The organism is Skermanella stibiiresistens SB22 (assembly GCF_000576635.1).
Lineage (GTDB): Bacteria > Pseudomonadota > Alphaproteobacteria > Azospirillales > Azospirillaceae > Skermanella > Skermanella stibiiresistens.
The window spans coordinates 311,845-334,135 of record NZ_AVFL01000004.1; the positions used below are offsets into that span (position 1 = coordinate 311,845).

Sequence of the window (22,291 nt, forward strand, 5' to 3'; positions counted from 1 at the left end):
TGAGACATGAACAAGAAACTCGCCATCATCGGCATCGTCGTCGTGGTGCTGGGCATCCTCGCCTCGGCCAGCCTGTTCACCGTCAACGAGACCCAGCAGGCGCTGGTCTTGCAGTTCGGCGAACCGCGCCGGGTCATCCAGGAGCCGGGCCTCAAGGCCAAGATCCCGTTCATCCAGAACGTCGTGCTGTACGACCGCCGGGTGCTGGACGTCGATCCGCCGGTCGAGCAGGTCATCCTGGCCGACCAGAAGCGGTTGGACGTCGACGCCTTCGCGCGCTACCGGATCACCGATCCGCTGCGATTCTTCCAGTCGGTCGGGTCCGAGCTGGTGCTGGAACAGCGGTTGAGCACCGTCGTCGTCTCGGCGCTCCGCCGCGTGCTCGGCAATGTCACCGTGCTGTCGATCCTGTCGGACGAGCGGCCGCGGGTCATGGCCGATATCCGTACCCAGGTCAATGGCGAGGCCCAGCGCTTCGGCATCGAGGTGGTGGACGTCCGTATCCGCCGCGCCGACCTGCCGGAGGAGACCAGCCAGTCGATCTTCGCCCGGATGCGGTCCGAGCGTGAGCGGGAGGCCGCCGAGTTCCGCGCCCAGGGCCAGGAGCAGGCCCAGCAGATCCGCTCGCGGGCGGAACGCGAACGCACGGTCATCATCGCCGAGGCGCAGCGCGACAGCCAGGTGTTGCGAGGCGAGGGCGACAACCAGGCGTTCCGGATCATCGCCGAGGCGACAGGCCGCGACGCGGAGTTCTACTCGTTCTATCGCACGCTCCAGGCCTATCGCGACAGCCTGCGGAACGAGGACACCACGATGGTGCTCTCGCCCACGGGTGACTTCTTCAAGTATTTCGGCAACCTCGGCGGCGTGCCGAGCGGCGCCGTGGCAAATGGATCCGGCGCTGGTGGCTCCGGCGCTGGCGGGGGCAACGGAGGGAACGGTGGTCCCGCCGGTGCCTCCAACCAGGGTCCCGCCGCGATTCCTTCGGCTCCGGCGACCCAGGGCGCCGAGAATACCCAGCCGGCCCCAGCCAACTAGGCCGGCACCTATCGCCGCGACGCCGAATCGGCGTCGCGGCTTTTTCTTTTCCCGCCGTGTCCTATCTCACGCACTTCCCGGCAAGGCTTCCTTGTGACCACTGAACTGTTGACGGCTTTGGCACTCGTGCTCGTGCTCGAGGGAGTGGCCTATGCCCTTTTTCCGGATCTGATGCGCCGCATGCTGGCCGTCGCCCTTATGACCCCGGTCGGCCAGTTGAGGATCGCGGGCCTGATCGCCGCCACCTGCGGTGTTGGATTGGTCTGGCTGATGCGCGGCTGATCGGGATGATTCGACCGGTATCGGGTTGAAGCGCTAACGGCCGGTCTATGTCCAATGGGGTCCAATGGCGGGCTCCCTGGGTTGACGATCCGGAACCCGGGTCGATCTTTGGCCGGATGCCCATGCAATACCTTACTTTCAGGCCTCAAGAGCGGCTAAGATCGACCAGCACGGCTCAGCCCGTCCGCCGTTGACGCGGAGGGCGCATAATCGAAGCAAGGAGAGAGCTTCCGTGACGAACAGTGGTCAAAGGAATGCCGCGGCGACCGCCGGAAGGAATCCACGGGCACCGGTTGGCGAGGCGTCGAGCGGTGTTCCGGCGCGTTCCCGGTGGCTGGAACCCGCCTTCAAACTGATCGCCGGCTTGCCCGTGATCGCGGCGCTGCTATTCGCCTCTCCCGATGTGGCCCATGCGCAGGGACGCTCCAATGCTCCGGAGAGTTTCGCGGATCTGGCGCAGAAGCTGCTCCCCGCCGTGGTCAACATCTCGACCACGCAGAATATTCCCGAGCGCCGCGGTGCTGGCCCGCGCCCCGGTCCGGAGATGCCACAGTTCCCGCCGGGCTCGCCATTCGAGGAGTTCTTTCGGGACTTCTTCGACCGTCAGGGCCGTGAGCAGAACGCGCCGCCGCGCCGCTCGACCTCGCTCGGCTCCGGCTTCGTGATCGACGCCAGCGGCTTCGTGGTGACCAACAACCACGTGATCCAGGACGCCGACGAGATCACCGTCATCCTGCAGGACGACACCAACATCAAGGCGGAGCTGGTCGGCCGCGACACCAAGACCGACTTGGCGCTGCTGCGGATCAAGACCGACAAGAAGCTGACCGCCGTTCCGTTCGGCGATAGCGACAGCATGCGGGTCGGCGACTGGGTGCTGGCGATCGGCAATCCGTTCGGCCTGGGTGGCACCGTCACCGCCGGCATCATCTCGGCGCGCGCCCGCGACATCAACGCCGGTCCCTATGACGATTTCCTCCAGACCGACGCCTCGATCAACCGCGGCAACTCGGGCGGCCCGATGTTCAACATGAAGGGCGAGGTGATCGGCATCAACACGGCGATCTTCTCACCGTCGGGCGGATCGGTCGGCATCGGCTTCGCCATTCCGTCCACGCTGGCGCGCAGCGTCGTGGCGCAGCTGAAGGATTTCGGCCGGACCCGGCGCGGCTGGCTGGGTGTGCGCATCCAGGGCGTCACCCCGGAGATCGCCGAGAGCCTGGGCCTGCGCTCGGCCACCGGCGCGTTGGTCGCCAGCGTCACGCCAAACGGCCCCGCCGCCGAGGCCGGCATCCAGGCGGGCGACGTCATCCTGACCTTCGATGGCAAGGAGGTCAACGAGATGCGCCGGCTGCCGCGCGTCGTCGCGGAAACCGCCGTGGACGAGAGCGTGCCGGTCAAGCTGTGGCGGCGCGGCCAGCAGCAGACGGTCCAGGTCAAGGTCGGTGAGCTGGAAGCCGCCGAGGAGTCGGGCGCCGTCGCCGCGATCCCCGACGAGGCGACTCCGACGGAGCCCGAGACGGTCGAGGCGCTGGGGCTCAAGCTGACCGGCATCACGCCGGAGCTTCGCCAGCAGTTCGACCTCAACGAGCAGCTGAAGGGCGTGCTGGTCACCGAGGTCGCCGGCAACAGCGGCGCCGCCGAGAAGGGACTGCGCCCCGGCGACGTGATCGTGGAGGTTGCCCAAGAGGAGGTGTCGACGCCGCAGGATGTCGCCGCCAAGGTCAAGGCCGCCAAGGACGCCAACCGCAAGACCGTCCTGTTGCTGATCGACCGCCAGGGCGACCTGCGTTTCGTGGCGCTGAACGTCAGCTGACGGCGCCACTCGGTCCATCTTGTCGAAGGGAAAAACCCGGCGCCCCACAGGCGCCGGGTTTTTCTTTCAGGGTGTGACGCCGGGCACCTGACGCAGTTCGAGGGCCGCCGCGATGCCGCTTTCCAGAATCTCGCCCGACCGTCCGCTGTCCACCTCCGCGCGGGCGAGTTGCAGCGTTCCCACCAGGAGCGCGAAGATCGCCGTCGCGCGCCGCCGGATCGCCAGCGGGTCGCCGGGACCCAGCCTCGACCCGAGCATGTCGATCATCTCTCCGGCCCGTCCCGAGAAGGCCGCCCGCGTCTCGTCCGAGTGACGGGCGATCTCGGCGGTCAAGCACGCCGCCACGCATCCCTTTTCCGGATTGTCCCGGTGTGGCGGCGACAGGTAGTGGCGGACGATGGTTTCGAAATCCCAATCCTTGTCGTTGATTTTTTCCCCGTAGGCCTTGGTGGTTTGACCAAGGGCGTCGGTCACCGCCTCGCGGATCAAGTCCTCCTTGGATTTGAAATGCGCGTAGAAGCCGCCATGGGTCAGGCCAGCGTCCGCCATCAAGCCGGCCAAGCCGACCGCATCGACGCCATCCCGCCGGAACCGCCCTGACGCGACGTCGAGGATGCGCCTGCGCGTCGTCTCCTTGTGGCCCTTCTCGTATCGCATGGAACCAGAACCCTCAGTGTTCGAACCGCCACGACGGCGATGATAGCCGCGCGGCCTTCGACAAACCTCATTGAATTACGATCAACATATATTATGTTGATCGTAATTCAATGAGCCACCGGCAGCTTTGGCGTTTCCGGCACGGGCTTGACCCAGGAGCATCGCATGTCCAACACCAGTCCCACGGTCGATCCGATCGTGATCGTCGCCGCCGCGCGAACGCCGCTTGGACGCTTCCAAGGCGACCTCGCCGCCGTCTCCGCCCCCCAGCTGGGCGCTCACGTCATCCGCGCGGCCTTGGCGCGCGCCGGGCTGGCGCCCGATCGGATCGACGAGGCTCTGATGGGCTGTGTCCTTCCGGCGGGGCAGGGGCAGGCTCCCGCGCGGCAGGCGGTCCGGGGAGCGGGGCTTCCGGACCAAGTGGGCGCCACCACCGTCAACAAGGTCTGCGGCTCCGGCATGAAGGCGACCATGCTCGCCCATGACCTGATCCGCGCCGGCTCCGCCGATATCGTGGTCGCGGGCGGCATGGAGTCGATGTCCGGCGCGCCTTATCTGCTGGCCAAGGCGCGGGCTCGCTACCGCGTTGGACACGACCGCATCCTGGACCACATGATGCTGGATGGGCTGGAGGACGCCTATGAGGCGGGCCGCTCCATGGGTGATTTCGGCGAGGCCGCCGCTCATGAGTACCGCTTCAGCCGGGCCGATCAGGACGCCTACGCGGTCGAGACGCTGACCCGCGCCCGGTCGGCCATCGCCGAAGGCGCCTTCAAGGCCGAGATCGCGCCCGTCACGGTCGCGGCGAAGGGTGGCGAGCGTGTGGTCGATACCGACGAGCACCCGCTCAAGGTCTCGCCCGAGAAGATACCCGCCTTGAAGCCCGCGTTCCGGCCCGACGGCACGATCACGGCGGCCAGCGCCTCGGCCAACGCCGATGGCGCGGCGGCGCTGATCCTGACCCGGCGGTCGATCGCCAGAGCCGACGGGCTGCCGATCCTGGCGGAGATCAAGGCGCACGCGACCCATTCCCAGGAACCGGCTTGGTACACGACCGCGCCGATCCCGGCGATCCGCAAGCTCCTGGACAAGACCGGCTGGACGGCGGCTGATGTCGATCTGTTCGAGATCAACGAGGCCTTCGCCGTCGTCGCCATGGCGGCGGCGCGCGACCTCGGCATTCCGCGCGACCAGCTGAACGTCCATGGCGGGGCCTGCGCGCTCGGCCATCCGATCGGCGCCACGGGCGCCCGGCTGATCGTGACCCTGCTCCACGCGCTGGAACGCCGGGGTCTGAGCCGGGGCGTCGCCGCCCTGTGCATCGGCGGCGGCGAGGCGACCGCCATCGCGGTCGAACGCGTCGGCTGACCCGTCTCTCATCCTCCCTTGAATCAATCATCCACCGAAGAAGGAACATCCCCATGACCGATAAACCCGGTACCGCCCTCGTCACGGGCGCCTCGTCCGGCATAGGCGCCACCTATGCCGACCGCTTGGCCCGGCGCGGCCACGACCTGATCCTGGTGGCGCGCGACAAGACGCGTTTGGAAACCTTGGCCGAGCGCCTCCGCGCCGAGGCTGGCGTCACGGTCGAGGTGCTGGACGCCGATCTGACGGCCCCGGCCGATCTCAGGCGGGTCGAGCGGCGGCTGCGCGACGATGCCGCGATCACCCTGCTGGTCAACAACGCCGGCATGGCGGTCACCGGCCCGCTGGCTGGCGCCGACATGGACGGCTTGGAAACGATGATCCAGCTCAACCTGGTCGCGGCCACGCGGCTGGCCGGTGCGGCGGTCGATGGCTTCCTGCCGCGTGGGCGGGGCGTGATCGTCAACATCGCCTCCGTCCTGGCGCTGGCGCCGGAGATGTTCAACGCCGTCTACAGCGCCACCAAGGCCTATCTGCTCAGCTTCACCCAGACCTTGGACACGGAGTTGCGGGACAGCGGCGTGCGGGTGCAGGCGGTGCTCCCCGGCATGACCCGGACGGAAATCTGGGAGCGCTCCGGCATCGATGCCGCGACGCTGCCGCCGGAGATGATCATGGGTGTCGACGACATGGTGGACGCCGCCCTAAAGGGCCTGGACATGGGCGAGGTCGTCACCATCCCGGCGCTGCCCGATATCGCCGACTGGGAAGCCTTCGTCACCGCCCGCCGCAAGATGGGCCCCAACCTGTCGCGCAGCCATCCCGCCGCGCGCTATGGGATCGGTGGAGCTGGTTGAGGTTCCATCACTCCGTCGAACGACGGGCGAGATATCCTTTGGCGATGCGGGCGAAGACTTCCTCGCCCCAATCGCCCAAGGCGACATTCATGGCGGCACATACGAGCCGCACATTGGGGCGGGTATAGCCCTTGGAATTGTCGATCCGATCGATCGATGCCGCGAAGGGTCTACGGTACCCCTGTCCCGATAGGGTCCGGTCGAACGGTATACCCGTCAGTTCACATTCACCCTTGGCTCGGGCGATAATATCTTGAAGATCGGCGTCCGTAAGGTCGCAGTGTATGCCATCCCTCCGCGCGCGGTGCCGCGTCAGCCACAAGAGCCTGTAATATGGGCTGCGGTTTTTCTCCTCACCACGCGGAAGCTTGCGTCTGTCGACATCGGCTTGCCGGGTGTGACGGCTCCGGTCCAACTCCCGCGTTCTCTCGGGGTTCTCCGACCTGAAGGCGGTATTGCGAGCTTGGATACGGAGTTGGCAAGAACCCGTGTTGGTGTACCGCTTGGAAATGTGACCGTTCTTGCACGGTTTTCCCGTGAAGTAAGTTGCCTGTCCAGCAGCTTGGGCCTTGATGCGCGAAGAAGGGAGAGTTGCCGTATCAGCGCCAGTGGAACAAGCGTCATCGACCAAGTCGAACGCGTTCTCGATCTGACCATCAACTGCGGGCATCCTATCGACACCCTGCGGTTGGAAGGCGGGGGTTTAGGAAAGTCTAAAGCCGTTCCTGGCGAGGAATGGTGGGCGCACAAGGACTCGAACCTTGGGCCCGCTGATTACATACCACCACGATTTTCATCGCCACCGGAAGCCGGTGTTTGCGGTCTGGACTATACCATCACCATGGGCCGAAGCCGTTAGGTGGGGGCCGTCTAGTCTCTACACCTTCAAGGTTCTTTCGAACCAAGCTTGGCTCGGGATTGGCAAGGACGGAAGTCCGTAGCGTTCCCCGAATTTGACCCCTTATTCACCATGACGTTTCCATCATGGGCTCCCATCGAGAGTCAGCTGCTCTACCAACTGAGCTATGCGCCCTCAAGTGCCAGTAACAAACCTCAGAAGATCCTAAACACCTCCTGCCAACAAAACATCGCCACCGCGATGCCCGTCACCATGTTCCGTTCGTTTCCGACCGTCGTCCGGCGACGAGGGGTAGATAGCAAAGCGAACATGCCTTGTCGATGGCAAAAAACCGCCCGCGTGACAGTTTTTTGCGATTGGGATCAAGCATCCCGCTCACATCTCGCCGGCCATCGTCCGCCGCGTGATGCGGACGTCGCGGTGGATATAGACGGACATCACGAGGCCGAAGCCGAACAGGACGGTCAGCATGGCGGTGCCGCCATACGAGATCAGGGGCAGGGGGATGCCGACCACGGGGATCAGGCCCATCACCATGGCGATGTTGATGAAGACGTATAGGAACAGGTTGGTCGTGACGCCCAATCCGACCAACCGGCCGAACTGGTTGCGGCAGCGCAGCGAGATGATCACGCCGTAGGCCATCAGCAGGGTGTAGAGCAGCAGCAGGCAGACGCCGCCGATCATGCCCAGCTCCTCCGCCAGCATGGTGAAGATGAAGTCGGTCTGCTTCTCCGGCAGGAAGTTCAGGTGGCTCTGCGTCCCCATCATGAAACCGCGGCCGGAGATGCCGCCGGACCCCAGCGCGATCTTCGACTGCGTGATGTGGTAGCCGGCGCCGAGCGGGTCGTTCTCCGGGTTGAGGAAGATCAGCACCCGGTTCTTCTGGTAGTCGTGCAGGAACTGCCACGCGATCGGAACGGAGCCGCCGCCCGCCGCGATGATGATGGCGAACTTCCACAGCCGGACGCCGACCAGGAAGAAGAGGGCGCCGCCGACCATCATCACCATCAGCGCGGTGCCAAGGTCCGGCTGCTTCATCACCAGCCCGACCGGCGCCAGTACCATCAGCAGCGGGGCGATCAGGAAGGTCGGCCGCCCGACCTCCTCCAGCGAGGCGCCGTGGAAATAGCGGGCGAGCGCCAGCACGATGGCGATCTTCATGATCTCGGATGGCTGGATCTGGATGACGCCCAGGTCGATCCAGCGCTGCGCGCCCATGCCGATCTCGCCGACGATCTCGACGGCGATCAGCAGGACCAGCGCCACGCCGTAGATCGGATAGGACAGGCGGAGCCAGATCCTGAGATCGATCAGCCCGACCAGGATCATGACACAGATGCCGGCGCCGAACCGCACCGCCTGCCGTGACGCCCAGGGGTCGATGTTGCCATTGGCGGCGGAGAACAGCATGGCCCAGCCGATGCTGGCGATCGCCGTCAGCAGCAGGATCAGCTTCCAATTGATTTGCCAGAGCTTCTCGGTCAGCGTCAGTTCGGGTTGATGGCCCAGCAGGTCGCCGCTCATCCGCCGACCTTCCGGGGAGAAGTGTTGGGGACCGTCGGGGAGGGCTCGGGGGCTCCCTCGGCGCTGGAGACCTGGGACGCTCCGCGCGCGCTGTCGCGGCGCTGGACCTCCAGCAGCAGATCGCGCGCGATCGGGGCCGCCACGGCCGAGCCGCCGCCACCGTGCTCGACGATCACCGCGCAGGCGTAGCGGGGTGCCCGCAACGGCGCGAAGCCGATGAACAAGGCGTGGTCGCGCTGGCGCCACGGCAGCTGGTCGTTCTTCAGCACGCCGGTGCTGCGTTCCGCCATGGTGATGCGGCGGACCTGGCTGGTTCCCGTCTTACCACCCATCTCGAAGCCGGGTTCGGTGATCCGCATCTTGTAGGCGGTGCCGTCCGGCTGGTTCATCACGGCGTTCATGCCCTGGATCACCATCTCGATATGGGCCTTGTTGACGCCCATCGGTGGCCACGCGGTCTGTTCCGCCGGGCCGCGCTCGACTTGGCGGGTCAGGTGCGGCTTGACCGCGAAGCCGCCATTGACCATCCGCGACAGCATCACCGCCAGCTGGAGCGGCGTCGCCAGCACATAGCCCTGGCCGATCGCGGCGATCAGGCTCTCGCCCTGCGTCCACGACTTGCCCAAATTGGCCTGCTTCCAGTCGCGGCTTGGCATCAGTCCGGGCCGCTCGCTGGGCAGGTCCAGCTGGGTGCGCTGGCCCATGCCGAACCGCTTGCCCATGTCGTGGATGCGGTCGATGCCGATCCGGCGTGCCAGATCGTAGAAGAAGGTGTCGCAGGAGTGCTTGAGCGCGCCTACCAGATCGAGTGTGCCGTGGCCGCCCCTCTTCCAGCAATGGAACCGGTGATCGCCCAGATCCATGTGACCAGGGCAATGCACGGTATGCCGGGGTCCGATGATGCCGCTGTCCAGCGCGGCCAGGGCCACCAGCATCTTGAAGGTCGAGCCCGGCGCGTATTGCCCGGCGATCACCTTGTTGGTCAGCGGAGTCGCCGGGTCGGACAGCAGGTCCTCCCAGGTCTCGGCGTTGATCCCCGTGGTGAACAGGTTCGGATCGTAGCTGGGGTTCGACGCCATGGAATAGATGCCGCCGGTGTGGACGTCCATCACCACCGCCGCGGCGCTCTTCTGATCCTTCAGCCGATCCTGCGCGTATTGCTGCAAGCCGATGTCGACGGTCAGCGTGATGTCCCGGCCGGGCTGACCCTCCTCGCGAGACAACTCCCGGATCACCCGGCCAACGGCGTTGACCTCCAGCTGGCTTGTGCCGGCGACGCCGCGCAGGTTGGCGTCATGGAACTTCTCCAGCCCGGACTTGCCGATCCGGAAGCCGGGCAGCGCCAGCACCGGATCGCCGTTCAACTCCGATTCCGACACGGCGCCGACATAACCCAGGAAATGGGCGGTCGAGGTCTCGTAGGGATAGCTGCGCAGCTCGCCGACCTCGATCGACACGCCCGGCAGGTCGGGCGCGTTGACCTCGATCATGGTGACCTGCTCCCAGGACAGGTTGTCCTTGACCGTGACCGGGACGAAGGCGCGCTTCCGCTGGATCTCGCGGGTGATCCGACGCCAGTCGGCGTCGGTCAGCGGCACGATTTCCGAGACCAGGGTCAGCACCCGGTCGATCTTGCGCGCCTGCTCCGACACCATCACGACGCGAAAATTCTGCTGGTTGACCGCCAGAGGCACGCCGAAGCGGTCCAGCACCTGCCCGCGCGACGGAGCGAGCAGGCGCATGTTGATGCGGTTCTCGTCGGCCAGCGTGGAGTAGCGGTCGGATTCCAGGACCTGGAGATAATACATCCGGGCGACCAGCGTGGACAGCAATCCAACCTGCATGCCGCCCAGCATCAAGGCCCGTCGGGTCAGTCCGCGGTAGCGGTCGGTATCGCGCTCCATGGCGTTCGAGCTCCCCGTCAGGCCTGGAGGAACGCGCGGTGGATGCGGATGAACAGCCATCCGAACACCGGGAACACCGCGACCGTCATGACCGCCTGCATCAGGGCCGGATCGGGCGACAGCAGGCGGAGGTTGAGGATCGACCAAGCGAGCCAGCCGACGACGCTGGCCCCGAACGCGATCAGCGCGAAGCCGAACCACAGCATGGTGAAGGAGGTCCCCAGGAAGAAGCGGCGCTGGGTCAGCACCACCCAATAGACCAGGACATAGATCAGCGGCGTCATCCCCAGCGGCGTCCCGCTCAGCAGGTCCTGGAGCAGCCCCAGGCCGAAGGCGACGCTGGGCCTGAGCAGGTCGGGCCGGTGGATCACCCAGTAATAAAGCGCCATCAGCGGCAGCATGGGCGCCACCGCCGCGTAGCTCGGCAGCCGCAGCGGCACCATGCCGAACAGCATCAAGGCGACGGTCACCGCGAAGGGCGCGATGTTGCGTCCGGTCTGGTCGAGCCTGCTCCAGAAGCCGCCGGTCATGGCACGGATCCCGGCGGGGCTATCGCAGGCCGCCGGCGGGATCCGCCGGGATATTGGCGCCCAGTCCGCCGGGCAGCCCGAAATTGACCAGTTGCAGGTGCTCGACCCGGTCGGGATCGACGAAGGGCTGCACCCGGACGCGGCTCTCGCCGACCTCGGACACCAAGCCGACCGGCAGGCCGGGCGGGAAGATGCCGCCATGGCCCGAGGTGACGACCCGGTCGCCGACCGCCAGTGCCGTGTCGCCCGACAGGTAGAGCAGGCGCGGCTGGCCCGAATTGTCGCCGCTCATCACGGCCCGCTGGCGCGACGGCTCGATCAGGACGGGGATGCGGGAATTGAGGTCGGTGATCAGCAGCACGCGCGCCGACCACTCGCCGGCCTGGACGACGCGGCCCATCAGCCCGCGGCCCGACACGGCGGCCTGACCGGAGCGGACGCCGTCGCGCTGTCCGGCGGTGACCACGACGGTGCGGACGAAGGCGCCGCCGGGATCGGCCACGACGCGGGCGGTGACATAGGAGGACGCCAGTTCCGGCTTGTAGTTCAACAGGCTGCGCAGGCTGCGGTTCTCACCGTCAAGCCGCTGGGCCGCCTGCTGCCAGCGCAGCAGGGCCTCGTTCTCGGTGCGTAGCCGCTCGTTCTCGGCGCGCAGGTTGACCACCTCGTGGACGCTCTCGACGAAGCGGGCCGCCGTCGCGGCCGGGCGCGAGATGGCGTCCAGGATCGGCGCGAAGGCGTCGGTCACCCGGCCGCGGATGCCATCGACCAGGACGGTATCGACCTTGCCGACCATCATCAGCGCGATGGCCGCCAGCACCAGCAGCAGAAACGAGAATCGCTGGGCCAGCGCGCGCAGGGGTGCGGCGAGACGAACCACGGATCCGGTGGCGCGTGTCTTCACGGGGCCTTTCCTGTGCTGTGCGGGGCCGAAGCCGGGGGCGGGAAACAGCTTGGCGGTGACCCCCGATCAAGGATACTGCCGCGTCGGGGATGAATATCAGGTGTACATTTGGATGAGGACGTGCTTGAGCGTCTTCATCTCTTCGAGAGCCCGGCCCGTGCCCAACGCCACGCAGGACAGCGGGTCGTCCGCGATCGAGACCGGCAGGCCGGTGGCGTGGCGCAGCACGTAGTCGAGGTTGCTCAGCAGGGCGCCGCCGCCGGTCAGGACGATGCCCTTGTCAACGATGTCGGCGGCCAGTTCGGGGGCGGTGTGCTCCAGCGCCACCTTGACCGCCTCGATGATCGCGCTGACCGGTTCGGACAGGGACTCGGCGATCTGGCGCTCGCTGATGATCAGTTCCTTGGGCACGCCGTTCATCAGGTCGCGGCCCTTGATCTCCATGATCCGGCCCTCGCCATCCTCGGGCGGGCAGGCGGAGCCGATCTCCTTCTTGATCCGCTCGGCCGATCCCTCGCCAACCAGCAAATTGTGGTTGCGCCGGATATAGCCGATGATCGCCTCGTCCATCTTGTCGCCGCCGACGCGGACGGAGCGGGAATAGACGATGCCCCCCAGCGAGAGCACGGCGACCTCGGTCGTGCCGCCGCCGATGTCGACCACCATCGACCCGGTCGGCTCGGTCACCGGCAGGCCGGCGCCGATCGCGGCGGCCATCGGCTCCTCGATCAGGAAGACGCGGCGGGCGCCGGCGGACTCGGCCGATTCCTGGATCGCGCGCCGCTCGACCGCGGTGGAGCCCGACGGCACGCAGATGATGACTTGCGGGCTGGCGAAGCTGCGCCGGTTGTGGACCTTGCGGATGAAGTGCTTGATCATCTCCTCCGCCACGTCGAAATCGGCGATGACGCCGTCGCGCAGCGGCCGGATCGCCTGGATGTTGCCAGGAGTGCGTCCCAGCATCATTTTGGCTTCGTCGCCAACCGCCAGCACCTGCTTCTTGCCGCGGATGGTGGCGATGGCGACGACCGACGGCTCGTTCAGGACAATCCCCCGGCCCTTGACGTAAACCAGGGTGTTGGCCGTACCGAGATCGATCGCCATGTCGGCCGACAAGACGCCGAGCAGTTTGGAAAACATGGAGTTGGCTAACTCTTCATCCGGTTGACGAGGCCCATCCGAGACAACGGCGGCTCAAGCGGGAGCCGCCGTCGGGGTAACCTGGATGGTGGCCCGGGCAGGGGGGCCACCATCCGTTTGAATAAAGCAACGCCGTGGGTCACTCAAGCGGAGAGTGCTTCCGGCGCGGTTTTCTGACGCTTGGTCAGCAGCTTGTTCAGGGCGTGGACATAGGCGCGGCAGCTGGCGACCAGGGTATCCGTGTCGGCGCCCTGGCCGTTGACCGTCTTGCCGTTCTCCTCCAGCCGGACGGTGACCTCGGCTTGCGCGTCGGTCCCCTCGGTCACGGCGTGGACTTGATACAGTTGCAGCTTGGCCTCGTGGGGGAACAAGGCCGAGATGGCGTTGAAGGTGGCGTCGACCGGACCGGAGCCGGTCGCGACCGTGGTCACCAGCTCGCCGTCGATCTCCAGCTCCAGCTCGGCCCGCTGGGGACCCTTGGAGCCGGCGACCACCATCAGCGAGACGAAGCGGATGCGCTCGTTGGTGCTGCCGATGCTGTCGTCGACCAGGGCGATGATGTCCTCGTCGAAGACGTCCTTCTTCTTGTCCGCCAGATCCTTGAAGCGGACGAAGGTCTCCTCGATCGCGTTGTCACCCAGCGCGTAGCCCAGATCCTTCAGCTTGGCGCGGAAGGCGGCGCGGCCGGAATGCTTGCCCATCACCAGCGTCGAGCGGTTCAGGCCGACCGACTCCGGCGTCATGATCTCGTAGGTCTGGGCGTTCTTCAGCATGCCGTCCTGGTGGATGCCGGACTCGTGCGCGAAGGCGTTCTTGCCGACGATCGCCTTGTTAGGCTGGACCACGAAGCCGGTCACGGCGGATACCAGCCTGGACGCGGTCATGATCTGCTCGGTCTGAATGCCGTTGGAATAGGGCATGGCGTCGGCGCGGGTGCGCATCGCCATGACGATCTCCTCCAGCGCCGCGTTGCCGGCCCGCTCGCCCAGACCGTTGATCGTGCACTCGATCTGCCGGGCACCGGCGGCGACGCCGGCCAGCGAGTTGGCGACGGCCAGACCCAGATCGTTGTGGCAATGGACCGAGAAGATCGCCTTGTCGGCGTTGGGCACGCGGTTGAACAGCATGGTGAACAGCGCGCCGTATTCCTCCGGCACGCCATAGCCGACGGTGTCGGGGATGTTGATCGTGGTGGCGCCGGCCTTGATCGCGGTCTCGACGCAGCGGCACAGGAAATCGTGCTCGGTGCGCGAGCCGTCCTCGGCGCTCCACTCGACGTCGTCGACATAGCTCCGGGCGTGCGAGACGCTGTCCCAGATCGCCTCCAGCACCTTCTCCGGCTCCATCTGCAGCTTGTACTTCATGTGCAGCGGGCTGGTGGAGATGAAGGTGTGGATGCGCTTCCGCTCGGCGAACTGCAGGGCCTCGGCGGCGCGGTCGATGTCGCGGCGGTTGGCGCGCGACAGGCCGGCGATGACCGAGTTGCGGACGACCTTGCCGACCTCGCGCACCGCCTCGAAATCGCCGTTGGAGGCGATCGGGAAGCCGGCCTCGATCACGTCGACGCCCATCTCCTCCAGCACGCGGGCTATCCGCAGCTTCTCCTCCAGGTTCATGGAGGCGCCGGGCGACTGCTCGCCATCGCGCAGCGTGGTGTCGAAGATGATGACGCGGTTGGCGTCGTTGACCTGGGCCGGAGTGGGGGCTGGGGTCGGGGCGGAGTTGGCGGCGGTGGAATTGGTGGTGGCGGTCATTTGGGACTTCATCCTTCCGTGCTTACCGGCACCCGCGACCGTCTTGGACGATCATCACGCGGGCGAAGCCGAAATCAGTTTCGCGACGTCAACGGATGGCGCGAGCGCCATGATCCCCCTGAACACCTGTCGATGACGACGGCGGCGCTCAGGGGCGCATAAGTCGCGGAAGGAGAGCCCCATGCGGCCCACGGGCAGACGGCAGCGCTTCCGGCAGGATCGTGCTGGCGATGTTGGTCAGGGCGCGCGCATCCATCCGGTCCCCGCGAGGGGCCTTCCTGATGTCGGTCGTGCGAGCCTGCGTTATCACCAGTGTCTCTGCCTTCGGTCAAATGGCCCTGGAGTTTCCCTGTCCGCCCAAGAGGCGTCGGCCGATGAGGCGTTGGGAAGTGTGGGGCCAGCTGCTGGTGCCAAGGTGGCGCCGTTATGGTTAAATTTGCGTTAAGGCACTTGGCCGGATACTGTGATCCTGTCGATGCCCTAGCCGCTATCTCTAAAGCAAGGGTAGGGTGTCCCGCAACCGTTTTCGGCCATGGTGGCGGCGACGTTCCGGATATTCCGCGCATCCGTGCGCACAGCGAACCGTCCTCGAAATAAAAAGGGTTACCGAACGTCACGCTATGACGTTGGAGGTAGCGATTTGTTTCTTAAAGATAGGTCGTGTTGCGAGACCGCGGTGCCATATCCTAGATGTCGCGATGACGGCCGGAACGTTTCTTTGCGGGTCCAGCGATCCCGCAAACCGCTGAAATCGTGAAAAGTCATCTGGGATAGGCTGGAAGGCTGGCGGAAAAAAATTTTAGTGGGACGTGGGAACCAATCGACGTTTCAGGTTTTCATCCATTGGGGCTCCGTGTGATCGGTCGATGCCGGTCACAGGGTCGAATGCCCGGGTGGTGGTTCATCCAAACAGGCCGGCACCGTCGTTCTCGGATGGTTGGAGCCGGTCAGGAAGTGGAGAAATGATGTTGCGCTCATCCATCCCATCCTTACTCAACAGCGCGAAGTCGGAAATGTCCTGGGAGGCTGTCACAAATGGCTGAAAATACGCTAGACCGGTTGGAACAGGAGATTCCCGCACTGCGCCGTTTCGCGCGCGCCTTGGTGGGACATCCGGAACGGGCCGACGATCTGGTCCAGGACACTCTGGAGCGGGCTTTGACCCGGCTCGACAGCTATACTCCGGGCACCAACATGCGGGCCTGGCTGTTCACGATCCTGCGTAACGCGCATATCAACGAATTGCGTCGCGCCCGCACCACCGCGACACCGGACGAAACCCTCGAAGCGCTGAGCCCTCCGGCTCCGGCCGCTCAGGAGCATGGTCTGGCGGTCCGTGATCTGGAACGCGCCCTGGCCCGACTGACCCCCGAGATGCGGGAGGTGCTTCTGCTGATCGGTCTCGAGGGCATGAGCTACGAGGAAGCGGCCGACGTGCTCGGCGCCAAGGTCGGCACCGTCAAGTCCCGCCTGTGCCGTGGCCGCGAGGCGCTGCGCCGCCTGATGGACGGCGAAGTCGGCGAGGACGGCATCACCCGCTTGCCCGGCCGTCCGCTGACCCCGGCGACCAGCCGCGAGATGGCCGCCGTCGTGCTGGCCTTCCAGCGCTCGGCCGCCGCCGCCGCCCGGACGGTCCAGACCAGCATGGACCTGGAAGCGCGAGAGCTTCGCACCGGGACCTGATTCGCAGGCGGATCGCCTCGGAAAAGAAAAGGCCGCCGCCCCGTGACAGGGCGGCGGCCTTTTCTTTTGTGCGCCTCCGTTCCGCCGCGTCGTCCGGACCTCTCCCATCTGTGGAAGGCCCGGAGACACCGGTAAAGCGGGGAGCTTAGTTCTTGGTCTTGTCGACCAGCTTGTTGGCGGCGATCCACGGCATCATGGCGCGCAGCTTCTCGCCGACTTCCTCGATCTGGTGCTCGGCGTTGCGGCGGCGGGTGGCCTTGAAGCTGGGCTGGCCGACCTTGCACTCCTGGATCCAGTCGCGGGTGAAGCGGCCGGACTGGATGTCCTCCAGGATGCGCTTCATCTCGGCCTTGGTCTCGGCGGTGACGATGCGCGGGCCGCGGGTGTAGTCGCCATACTCGGCGGTGTTGCTGATCGAGTAGCGCATGTTGGCCATGCCGCCCTCGTAGATCAGGTCGACGATCAGCTTGACCTCGTGCAGGCACTCGAAATAGGCCATCTCGGGCGCGTAGCCGGCTTCCACCAGCGTCTCGAAGCCCGCCTGGATCAGGGCGGTCAAGCCGCCGCACAGCACGGCCTGCTCACCGAACAGGTCGGTCTCGCATTCTTCCTTGAAGGTCGTCTCGATCACGCCGGCGCGGCCGCCGCCGTTGGCCGAGGCGTAGGACAGCGCCACTTCGAGCGCGTTGCCCGACGGGTTCTGATGGACCGCGACCAGCGAGGGAACGCCGCCGCCGCGCACGTATTCGCTGCGCACGGTGTGGCCGGGACCCTTCGGGGCGATCATGAACACGTCGATGTCGGCGCGCGGCTCGATCAGGCTGAAGTGGATGTTCAGGCCATGGGCGAAGGCGAGGGCGGCGCCCTCCTTCATGTTCGGAGCCAAGTGGTCGCGATACAGGTCGGCCTGCAGCTCGTCGGGGGTCAGCACCATGATCACGTCGGCGATCTTGGCGGCTTCCGCCGGGGTCATGACGGTGAAGCCGGCCGCTTCCGCCTTGGCGCCGCTCGGGCTGCCGGGCCGGGCGCCGACGATCACGTCCTTTACGCCGCTGTCGCGCAGGTTATTGGCATGGGCGTGGCCCTGGCTGCCATAGCCGACGATGCAGACCTTCTTGCCCTTGATCAGGTTGACGTCGGCATCACGATCGTAATAGACGCGCATGGTGGTATTTCCTCGGTTTTCGCTACAGTCTGGTTGCTTCAGGCGGGTTGTTCCCGGCAGGGTACGCCGGGTTTGGGGCTGGGAAAAGTTCCGCTCTTTCGTTGTTACAGGCTGGCGGCGCCTTTGGAGATGGCGGCGGCGCCGGTCCGGCTGACGTCGACCAGCCCGAGCTGACGCATCAGCCCGATGAAGTCGTCAAGCTGGGCCGCCGTGCCGGTCATTTCGAACACGAACGAGTTGAGCGTGGCGTCGACCACGCGGGCCTTGAAGATGTCGGCGATGCGCAGGCTCTCGATCCGGCGGTCGCCGGTGCCGGCCACCTTGATCAGCGCCAGCTCGCGCTCGATGAACGGGCCTTCGTCGGTCAGGTCGCGGACGCGGTGAACCGGAACCAGCCGGTCGAGCTGGTTCTTGATCTGCTCGATGATCATCCGGGTGCCGCTGGTCACGATGGTGATGCGCGAGACTTGCTGTTCGGCATCGACCTCGGCGACGGTCAGGCTCTCGATATTGTAGCCGCGGCCGGAGAACAGGCCGATGACGCGCGCGAGCACGCCCGGCTCGTTGTCGACCAGGACCGAGATGGTGTGTTTTTCAATCGTGCTTTCCACGGGACGGGCTCCAGGAGGGACTTGGTTGGGTGGTGTCTGCGCAAGGTGCCGCCGGCTCCGCCAGGGTGCGGAACCGGCCGGATAACCGCCGGGAAGCGGCGCGCTTATACCAGGACCATGCCCTCTTCGGGAGTGCTGTCGCGCGACATGCTCTCGCCCAGCTGATCCGCCGGGCCGAGCAGGATCTCGTTGTGCGCGCGGCCGCCCGGGATCATCGGGAAGCAGTTTTCCTTCTGGTCGACGCACATGTCGACGATCACCGGACGGCGAATGTCGATCATCTGGTTCAGCACGTCGTCGACCTCGGACACCTTGGTGGCGCGCAACCCGACGCCGCCGAACGCCTCGGCCATCTTGACGAAGTCCGGCAGGGCCTCGCTGTAGCTCTGCGAATAGCGGCTGCCGTGCAGCAGTTCCTGCCACTGGCGGACCATGCCCATGTACTGGTTGTTCAGGATCAGGATCTTGACCGGCAGATTGTACTGCACGGCGGTCGCCATCTCCTGCATGTTCATCATGAACGACGCCTCGCCCGAGACGTCGATCACCAGGCTGTCCGGATGGGCGATCTGGGTGCCGATCGCGGCCGGCAAGCCATAGCCCATGGTGCCCAGCCCGCCCGAGGTCATCCAGCGGTTCGGCTCCTCGAACGGCAGGAACTGGGCGGCCCACATCTGGTGCTGGCCGACCTCGGTCGTGATGTAGGTGTCGTGTTTCCGGGTCAGTTCGCGCAGGCGCTCAAGCGCGTATTGCGGCTTGATGATCGGGTCGGTGTGGATGTAGCGCAGGCAGTCGCGCTTCCGCCACTCCGTGATCTGGCCCCACCAGTTCTTGAGCGCGGCCTGATCGGGCCGCTTCTGGCGCGCCTTCCAGATGCGGATCATGTCCTCCAGCACGTGGGCGCAGTCGCCGACGATCGGGATGTCGACCCGGACGTTCTTGTTGATCGAGCTGGGATCGATGTCGACGTGGATCTTCTTGCTGCCGGGCGAGAACTCCGACAGCTTGCCGGTGACGCGGTCGTCGAACCGCGCGCCGATGTTGATCATGACGTCGCACCCGTGCATGGCGAGGTTCGCCTCGTAGGTGCCGTGCATCCCCAGCATGCCCAGGAACTGCGGGTCCGACGCCGGATACGCGCCAAGGCCCATCAGCGTGTTGGTGCAGGGATAGCCGGTCATGCGGACGAACTGCGTCAGCAGCTTGGACGCCAGCGGGCCGGAGTTGATGACGCCGCCGCCGGTGTAGAAGATCGGGCGCTTGGCGTTGGCGATCAGTTCCACCGCCTCCTCGACGCGCGACAGCTCCGCCTTGACCTGCGGACGGTAGGTCTTGTGCTTGACCTCGGTCGGCGGGACATAGGGCCCTTCCGCGAACTGCACGTCCTTGGGGATGTCGATCACGACCGGGCCGGGACGGCCGCTGCGGGCGACATAGAAGGCCTCGTGCATCGTCCGCGCCAGATTGGCGACGTCCTTGACCAGGTAGTTGTGCTTGGTGCAGGGCCGGGTGATGCCGGTCGTGTCCGCTTCCTGGAAGGCGTCGTTGCCGATCAGGTGGGTGGGGACCTGACCGCACAGGCAGACGATCGGGATGCTGTCCATCAGCGCGTCGGTCAGGCCGGTGACCGCGTTGGTGGCGCCGGGGCCGGACGTCACGAGAACCGCGCCGACCTTGCCGGTCGAGCGCGCGTAACCTTCCGCCGCGTGGACCGCCGCCTGTTCGTGCCGCACGAGGATGTGGCGCAGATCGTTCTGCTTGAACAGGGCGTCATAGATCGGAAGTACCGCGCCGCCGGGATACCCGAAAATTACGTCCACGCCCTGATCCTTCAAGGCCTTGATGACGATCTCCGCACCGGTCAGCTTGTTCTCGGACATCTCTCTCTACCTTCGTCTATACGCGCCCGCGCGTCGGTGCGGGCGTCGCGTCCCTATCCGTGAAAATCTCGCGGAATGTCAGGAATTTCAGCGAGTTATCCCAGCGGTCCGGGGGTGACCCAGGAGCCGGGAAGTCGCAAACTAATCAAAACATTTTCCATGGTCAACCCATTTTGCGAATTAAGTTGCCAACGCCTCGCCGCAGGCTTTCCGAATATTGCGCGTTAATCACATGGCAGCCATGCATCGGGGCCAGTTGGTGGCGGAACCAAGTGCCCTGCCGTTTGGCATAGCGCCGGGTCGACATGCGGGCGGCGGCGGCGGCCTCGTCCAGGCCCATGGAGCCCCGAAGGTGGGCCGAGAGTTCCGGCACGCCAAGCGCCTTCATCACCGGCAGGTCGGCCGGCAATCCCAGGCCATCCAGCGCCCGCACCTCGTCGAGGGCGCCACGGTCGATCATGACGCCGAAGCGTCGGTCGCAGGCGGCGTACAGGACGTCGCGCGGCGGATCGACCACGATGGGCAGGAAGCGGAGACCTTCGGGCGGCCCGGCCGCCGGGTCGGACTGCCACTCGGTGATGGACCGGCCGGTCGCCTCCAGCACCTCCAGCGCGCGGCCCAGGCGCTGTGTGTCGCCCGGCTTCAGCCGCGCCGCCGTGGCCGGGTCGCGCTCCGCCAGCAGGGCGTGGAGGCCAGGGCTGCCGAGGTCGGCGTGAAGGGCGCGGATGGCGGTGCGGATCTCCTCCGGGATCGGCGGGATGTCGGCCAGTCCCTCCATCAGCGCCTTGATATAGAGCCCGGTGCCGCCGACCACGATCGGCAGCCGGCCGGACGCGTGGGCCGCGGCGATCTCCGCCAGGGCCAGCCCGCGCCAGCGCGCGGCGGAACAGCGCACCGACGCCGGCATGACGCCATAAAGCCGGTGCGGCACGCGGGCCTCGTCGGCGGCGCCGGGACGGGCGGTCAGGACCGACAGCTCGGCGTAGACCTGCATGCTGTCGGCGTTGATCACGGTGCCGCCGAACTCCTCGGCGAGGTCGAGCGCCAGGGCGGACTTGCCGCTGGCGGTCGGACCCCCGACGACCACGACGGGTTTGGTTCTGGTTTCGGTGGACGTGGCTTGATCGGTCATGGACAAGGCTTGGTTCGACATTTCATAAAGGCACGGCTCATAAAGGCGGCGGAACGTCGCCTCCCGGTTGATTAGCCGGTTGATTCAATTGAACCCGGATATTTCAGATGATCAATGTTCTGACCCTCATCGCCGATCCCGCCGCCGCCGACCTGGACGATAGCACGGTCGCCGCCGCGCGCGCCGCCCTGTCGGCGCTCGGTGCCGAGACGGGCGCGCCGGACTGGCTGGCGCCGGGGATTGCCTGCGACGTGCCGTTCGACGGCCTCAACTGCGATCAGGCCGACGCGGCGCTCCACGCGGCGCTCCCCACCCGTCCGGTCGACATGATCACCCAGCCCGTGGAAGGCCGCCGCAAGCGGCTGCTGGTGGCCGACATGGAGTCGACCATCATCCGCCAGGAGATGCTGGACGAGTTGGCCGAGATGGTCGGGCTGAAGGACCTGATCGCCGGGATCACCTATCGCGCCATGAACGGCGAGATCGATTTCAAGGACGCGCTCCGCGAACGCGTCGCCCTGCTCAAGGACCTGCCGGTCGACGCGCTGGAGCGGGCCCATCGCCGGGTCGAGCTGATGCCGGGTGCCGTGGAACTGGTCGCGACCATGAAGGCGAACGGCGCCTATTGCGCGCTGGTGTCGGGCGGCTTCAAGTTCTTCACCGAACGGGTGCGGGTGCTGGTCGGCTTCGACGAGGATCAGGCCAACGACCTGGAGATCGTCGATGGCAAGCTGAGCGGCAACGCCATCGAGCCGATCCTGGACAAGGATGCCAAAGTTGCGGCCCTGATCCGGGTCGCCGGCGCCAACCGCATCCCGTTGCGGGAGTCGATGACCGTGGGCGACGGGGCTAACGACCTGCCGATGCTCCAGGCCGCCGGGCTTGGCGTCGCGTTCCACGCCAAGCCGGTGGTGGCGTCGCAGGCGCGGGCGCGGGTCGAGCGGTCCGACCTGACGGCGCTGCTCTACGCCCAGGGTTACCGGGCGGACGAGATCAGGAAAGCCTGATCCCCGATCCCTCCCGCGCTCAGGCTGTGGTGGCGAGCGCGGGGGCCGCCACCGGAACGGTCACGGCTTCGGCGGGCCCTGGCGCGTCGGGCGCTGGTGCCGCGTCCACTCCGGCATCCGGAACAGCCGCGCCGTCGGGTGCCGTCTCGCCGAAGTTTTGCGCCGCCGCGGCGGCCG

Annotated in this window: 19 protein-coding genes; 7 read left to right on the forward strand and 12 right to left on the reverse strand. The window is 66.3% G+C overall.

The window, feature by feature from the left end; genetic code table 11:
- Window positions 1–6: 6 nt before the first annotated feature.
- The 3 genes from hflC (at window position 7) to N825_RS08105 (ending at window position 3,136) form a co-directional block, all read left to right on the forward strand.
- Window positions 7–1,038, forward strand: coding sequence for a protease modulator HflC (hflC, locus tag N825_RS08095; RefSeq protein WP_037449359.1), 1,032 nt, complete (start codon window positions 7–9; stop codon window positions 1,036–1,038).
- Between the two features lie 93 nt (window positions 1,039–1,131).
- Window positions 1,132–1,320: a DUF2065 domain-containing protein gene (locus tag N825_RS08100; protein ID WP_037449362.1), complete on the forward strand. Its 189-nt coding sequence runs from the start codon at window positions 1,132–1,134 to the stop codon at window positions 1,318–1,320.
- A gap of 232 nt (window positions 1,321–1,552) precedes the next feature.
- Entirely contained in the window at window positions 1,553–3,136 is a 1,584-nt protein-coding gene (locus N825_RS08105) for a DegQ family serine endoprotease (RefSeq protein WP_425423718.1), read from the forward strand.
- Between the two features lie 66 nt (window positions 3,137–3,202).
- On the opposite strand, the gene N825_RS08110 is transcribed toward N825_RS08105, so the two are convergent.
- Entirely contained in the window at window positions 3,203–3,793 is a 591-nt protein-coding gene (locus N825_RS08110; protein ID WP_037449365.1) for a TetR/AcrR family transcriptional regulator, read from the reverse strand.
- A gap of 165 nt (window positions 3,794–3,958) precedes the next feature.
- On the opposite strand from N825_RS08110, the gene N825_RS08115 reads away from it, so the two are divergent.
- Both N825_RS08115 and N825_RS08120 read left to right on the forward strand, forming a co-directional pair.
- Window positions 3,959–5,161 (forward strand): acetyl-CoA C-acyltransferase, encoded by a 1,203-nt coding sequence (locus tag N825_RS08115; RefSeq protein ID WP_037449368.1) that lies wholly within the window; start codon window positions 3,959–3,961, stop codon window positions 5,159–5,161.
- Window positions 5,162–5,214: 53 nt separating this feature from the next.
- The gene (locus N825_RS08120) at window positions 5,215–6,018 is read left to right on the forward strand and encodes an SDR family NAD(P)-dependent oxidoreductase (RefSeq protein WP_037449372.1); all 804 of its coding nucleotides are present in this window, start codon (window positions 5,215–5,217) and stop codon (window positions 6,016–6,018) included.
- A gap of 7 nt (window positions 6,019–6,025) precedes the next feature.
- Here the strand turns inward: N825_RS08120 and N825_RS08125 are convergent, their stop codons facing one another.
- The 7 genes from N825_RS08125 to N825_RS08155 all read right to left on the reverse strand — a co-directional run bounded on the left by N825_RS08125 (window position 6,026) and on the right by N825_RS08155 (window position 14,636).
- Complete coding sequence (locus N825_RS08125; RefSeq protein ID WP_037449375.1) at window positions 6,026–6,688, reverse strand: hypothetical protein; 663 nt, start codon at window positions 6,686–6,688, stop codon at window positions 6,026–6,028.
- 564 nt (window positions 6,689–7,252) lie between these two features.
- Window positions 7,253–8,404 carry a rod shape-determining protein RodA gene (gene rodA / locus N825_RS08130; protein WP_037449378.1) on the reverse strand — a complete coding sequence of 384 codons (1,152 nt, stop codon included), beginning with the start codon at window positions 8,402–8,404 and terminating at the stop codon, window positions 7,253–7,255.
- Entirely contained in the window at window positions 8,401–10,308 is a 1,908-nt protein-coding gene (mrdA, locus tag N825_RS08135) for a penicillin-binding protein 2 (RefSeq protein WP_051511712.1), read from the reverse strand. The genes rodA and mrdA overlap by 4 nt, the downstream gene beginning before the upstream one ends.
- Before the next feature lie 17 nt (window positions 10,309–10,325).
- Window positions 10,326–10,838, reverse strand: a complete 513-nt coding sequence (mreD, locus tag N825_RS08140) for a rod shape-determining protein MreD (protein ID WP_037449381.1) — start codon at window positions 10,836–10,838, stop codon at window positions 10,326–10,328.
- A gap of 19 nt (window positions 10,839–10,857) precedes the next feature.
- Window positions 10,858–11,742, reverse strand: a complete 885-nt coding sequence (mreC, locus tag N825_RS08145; protein WP_037449383.1) for a rod shape-determining protein MreC — start codon at window positions 11,740–11,742, stop codon at window positions 10,858–10,860.
- Window positions 11,743–11,838: 96 nt separating this feature from the next.
- On the reverse strand, window positions 11,839–12,882 hold the full coding sequence (locus tag N825_RS08150; RefSeq protein ID WP_037449385.1) for a rod shape-determining protein: 1,044 nt from the start codon (window positions 12,880–12,882) through the stop codon (window positions 11,839–11,841).
- Window positions 12,883–13,025: 143 nt separating this feature from the next.
- On the reverse strand, window positions 13,026–14,636 hold the full coding sequence (locus N825_RS08155) for a 2-isopropylmalate synthase (RefSeq protein WP_084164516.1): 1,611 nt from the start codon (window positions 14,634–14,636) through the stop codon (window positions 13,026–13,028).
- A 1,035-nt stretch (window positions 14,637–15,671) separates the two neighbouring features.
- On the opposite strand from N825_RS08155, the gene N825_RS08160 reads away from it, so the two are divergent.
- Window positions 15,672–16,319: a sigma-70 family RNA polymerase sigma factor gene (locus N825_RS08160; RefSeq protein ID WP_084164518.1), complete on the forward strand. Its 648-nt coding sequence runs from the start codon at window positions 15,672–15,674 to the stop codon at window positions 16,317–16,319.
- A 145-nt stretch (window positions 16,320–16,464) separates the two neighbouring features.
- Here the strand turns inward: N825_RS08160 and ilvC are convergent, their stop codons facing one another.
- The 4 genes from ilvC to miaA all read right to left on the reverse strand — a co-directional run bounded on the left by ilvC (window position 16,465) and on the right by miaA (window position 21,107).
- Window positions 16,465–17,484, reverse strand: coding sequence for a ketol-acid reductoisomerase (gene ilvC, locus N825_RS08165; protein WP_037449388.1), 1,020 nt, complete (start codon window positions 17,482–17,484; stop codon window positions 16,465–16,467).
- 104 nt (window positions 17,485–17,588) lie between these two features.
- A complete protein-coding gene (ilvN, locus tag N825_RS08170; RefSeq protein ID WP_037449390.1) occupies window positions 17,589–18,095 on the reverse strand; it encodes an acetolactate synthase small subunit in 507 nt (168 codons plus the stop codon).
- Between the two features lie 104 nt (window positions 18,096–18,199).
- Window positions 18,200–19,975, reverse strand: a complete 1,776-nt coding sequence (locus N825_RS08175; protein ID WP_037449392.1) for an acetolactate synthase 3 large subunit — start codon at window positions 19,973–19,975, stop codon at window positions 18,200–18,202.
- Window positions 19,976–20,138: 163 nt separating this feature from the next.
- The gene (gene miaA / locus N825_RS08180; protein WP_037449617.1) at window positions 20,139–21,107 is read right to left on the reverse strand and encodes a tRNA (adenosine(37)-N6)-dimethylallyltransferase MiaA; all 969 of its coding nucleotides are present in this window, start codon (window positions 21,105–21,107) and stop codon (window positions 20,139–20,141) included.
- 107 nt (window positions 21,108–21,214) lie between these two features.
- Here miaA and serB point away from each other — a divergent pair, with 107 nt between their 5' ends.
- A complete protein-coding gene (gene serB / locus N825_RS08185; RefSeq protein WP_037449395.1) occupies window positions 21,215–22,114 on the forward strand; it encodes a phosphoserine phosphatase SerB in 900 nt (299 codons plus the stop codon).
- The last annotated feature ends 177 nt before the right edge of the window (window positions 22,115–22,291 follow it).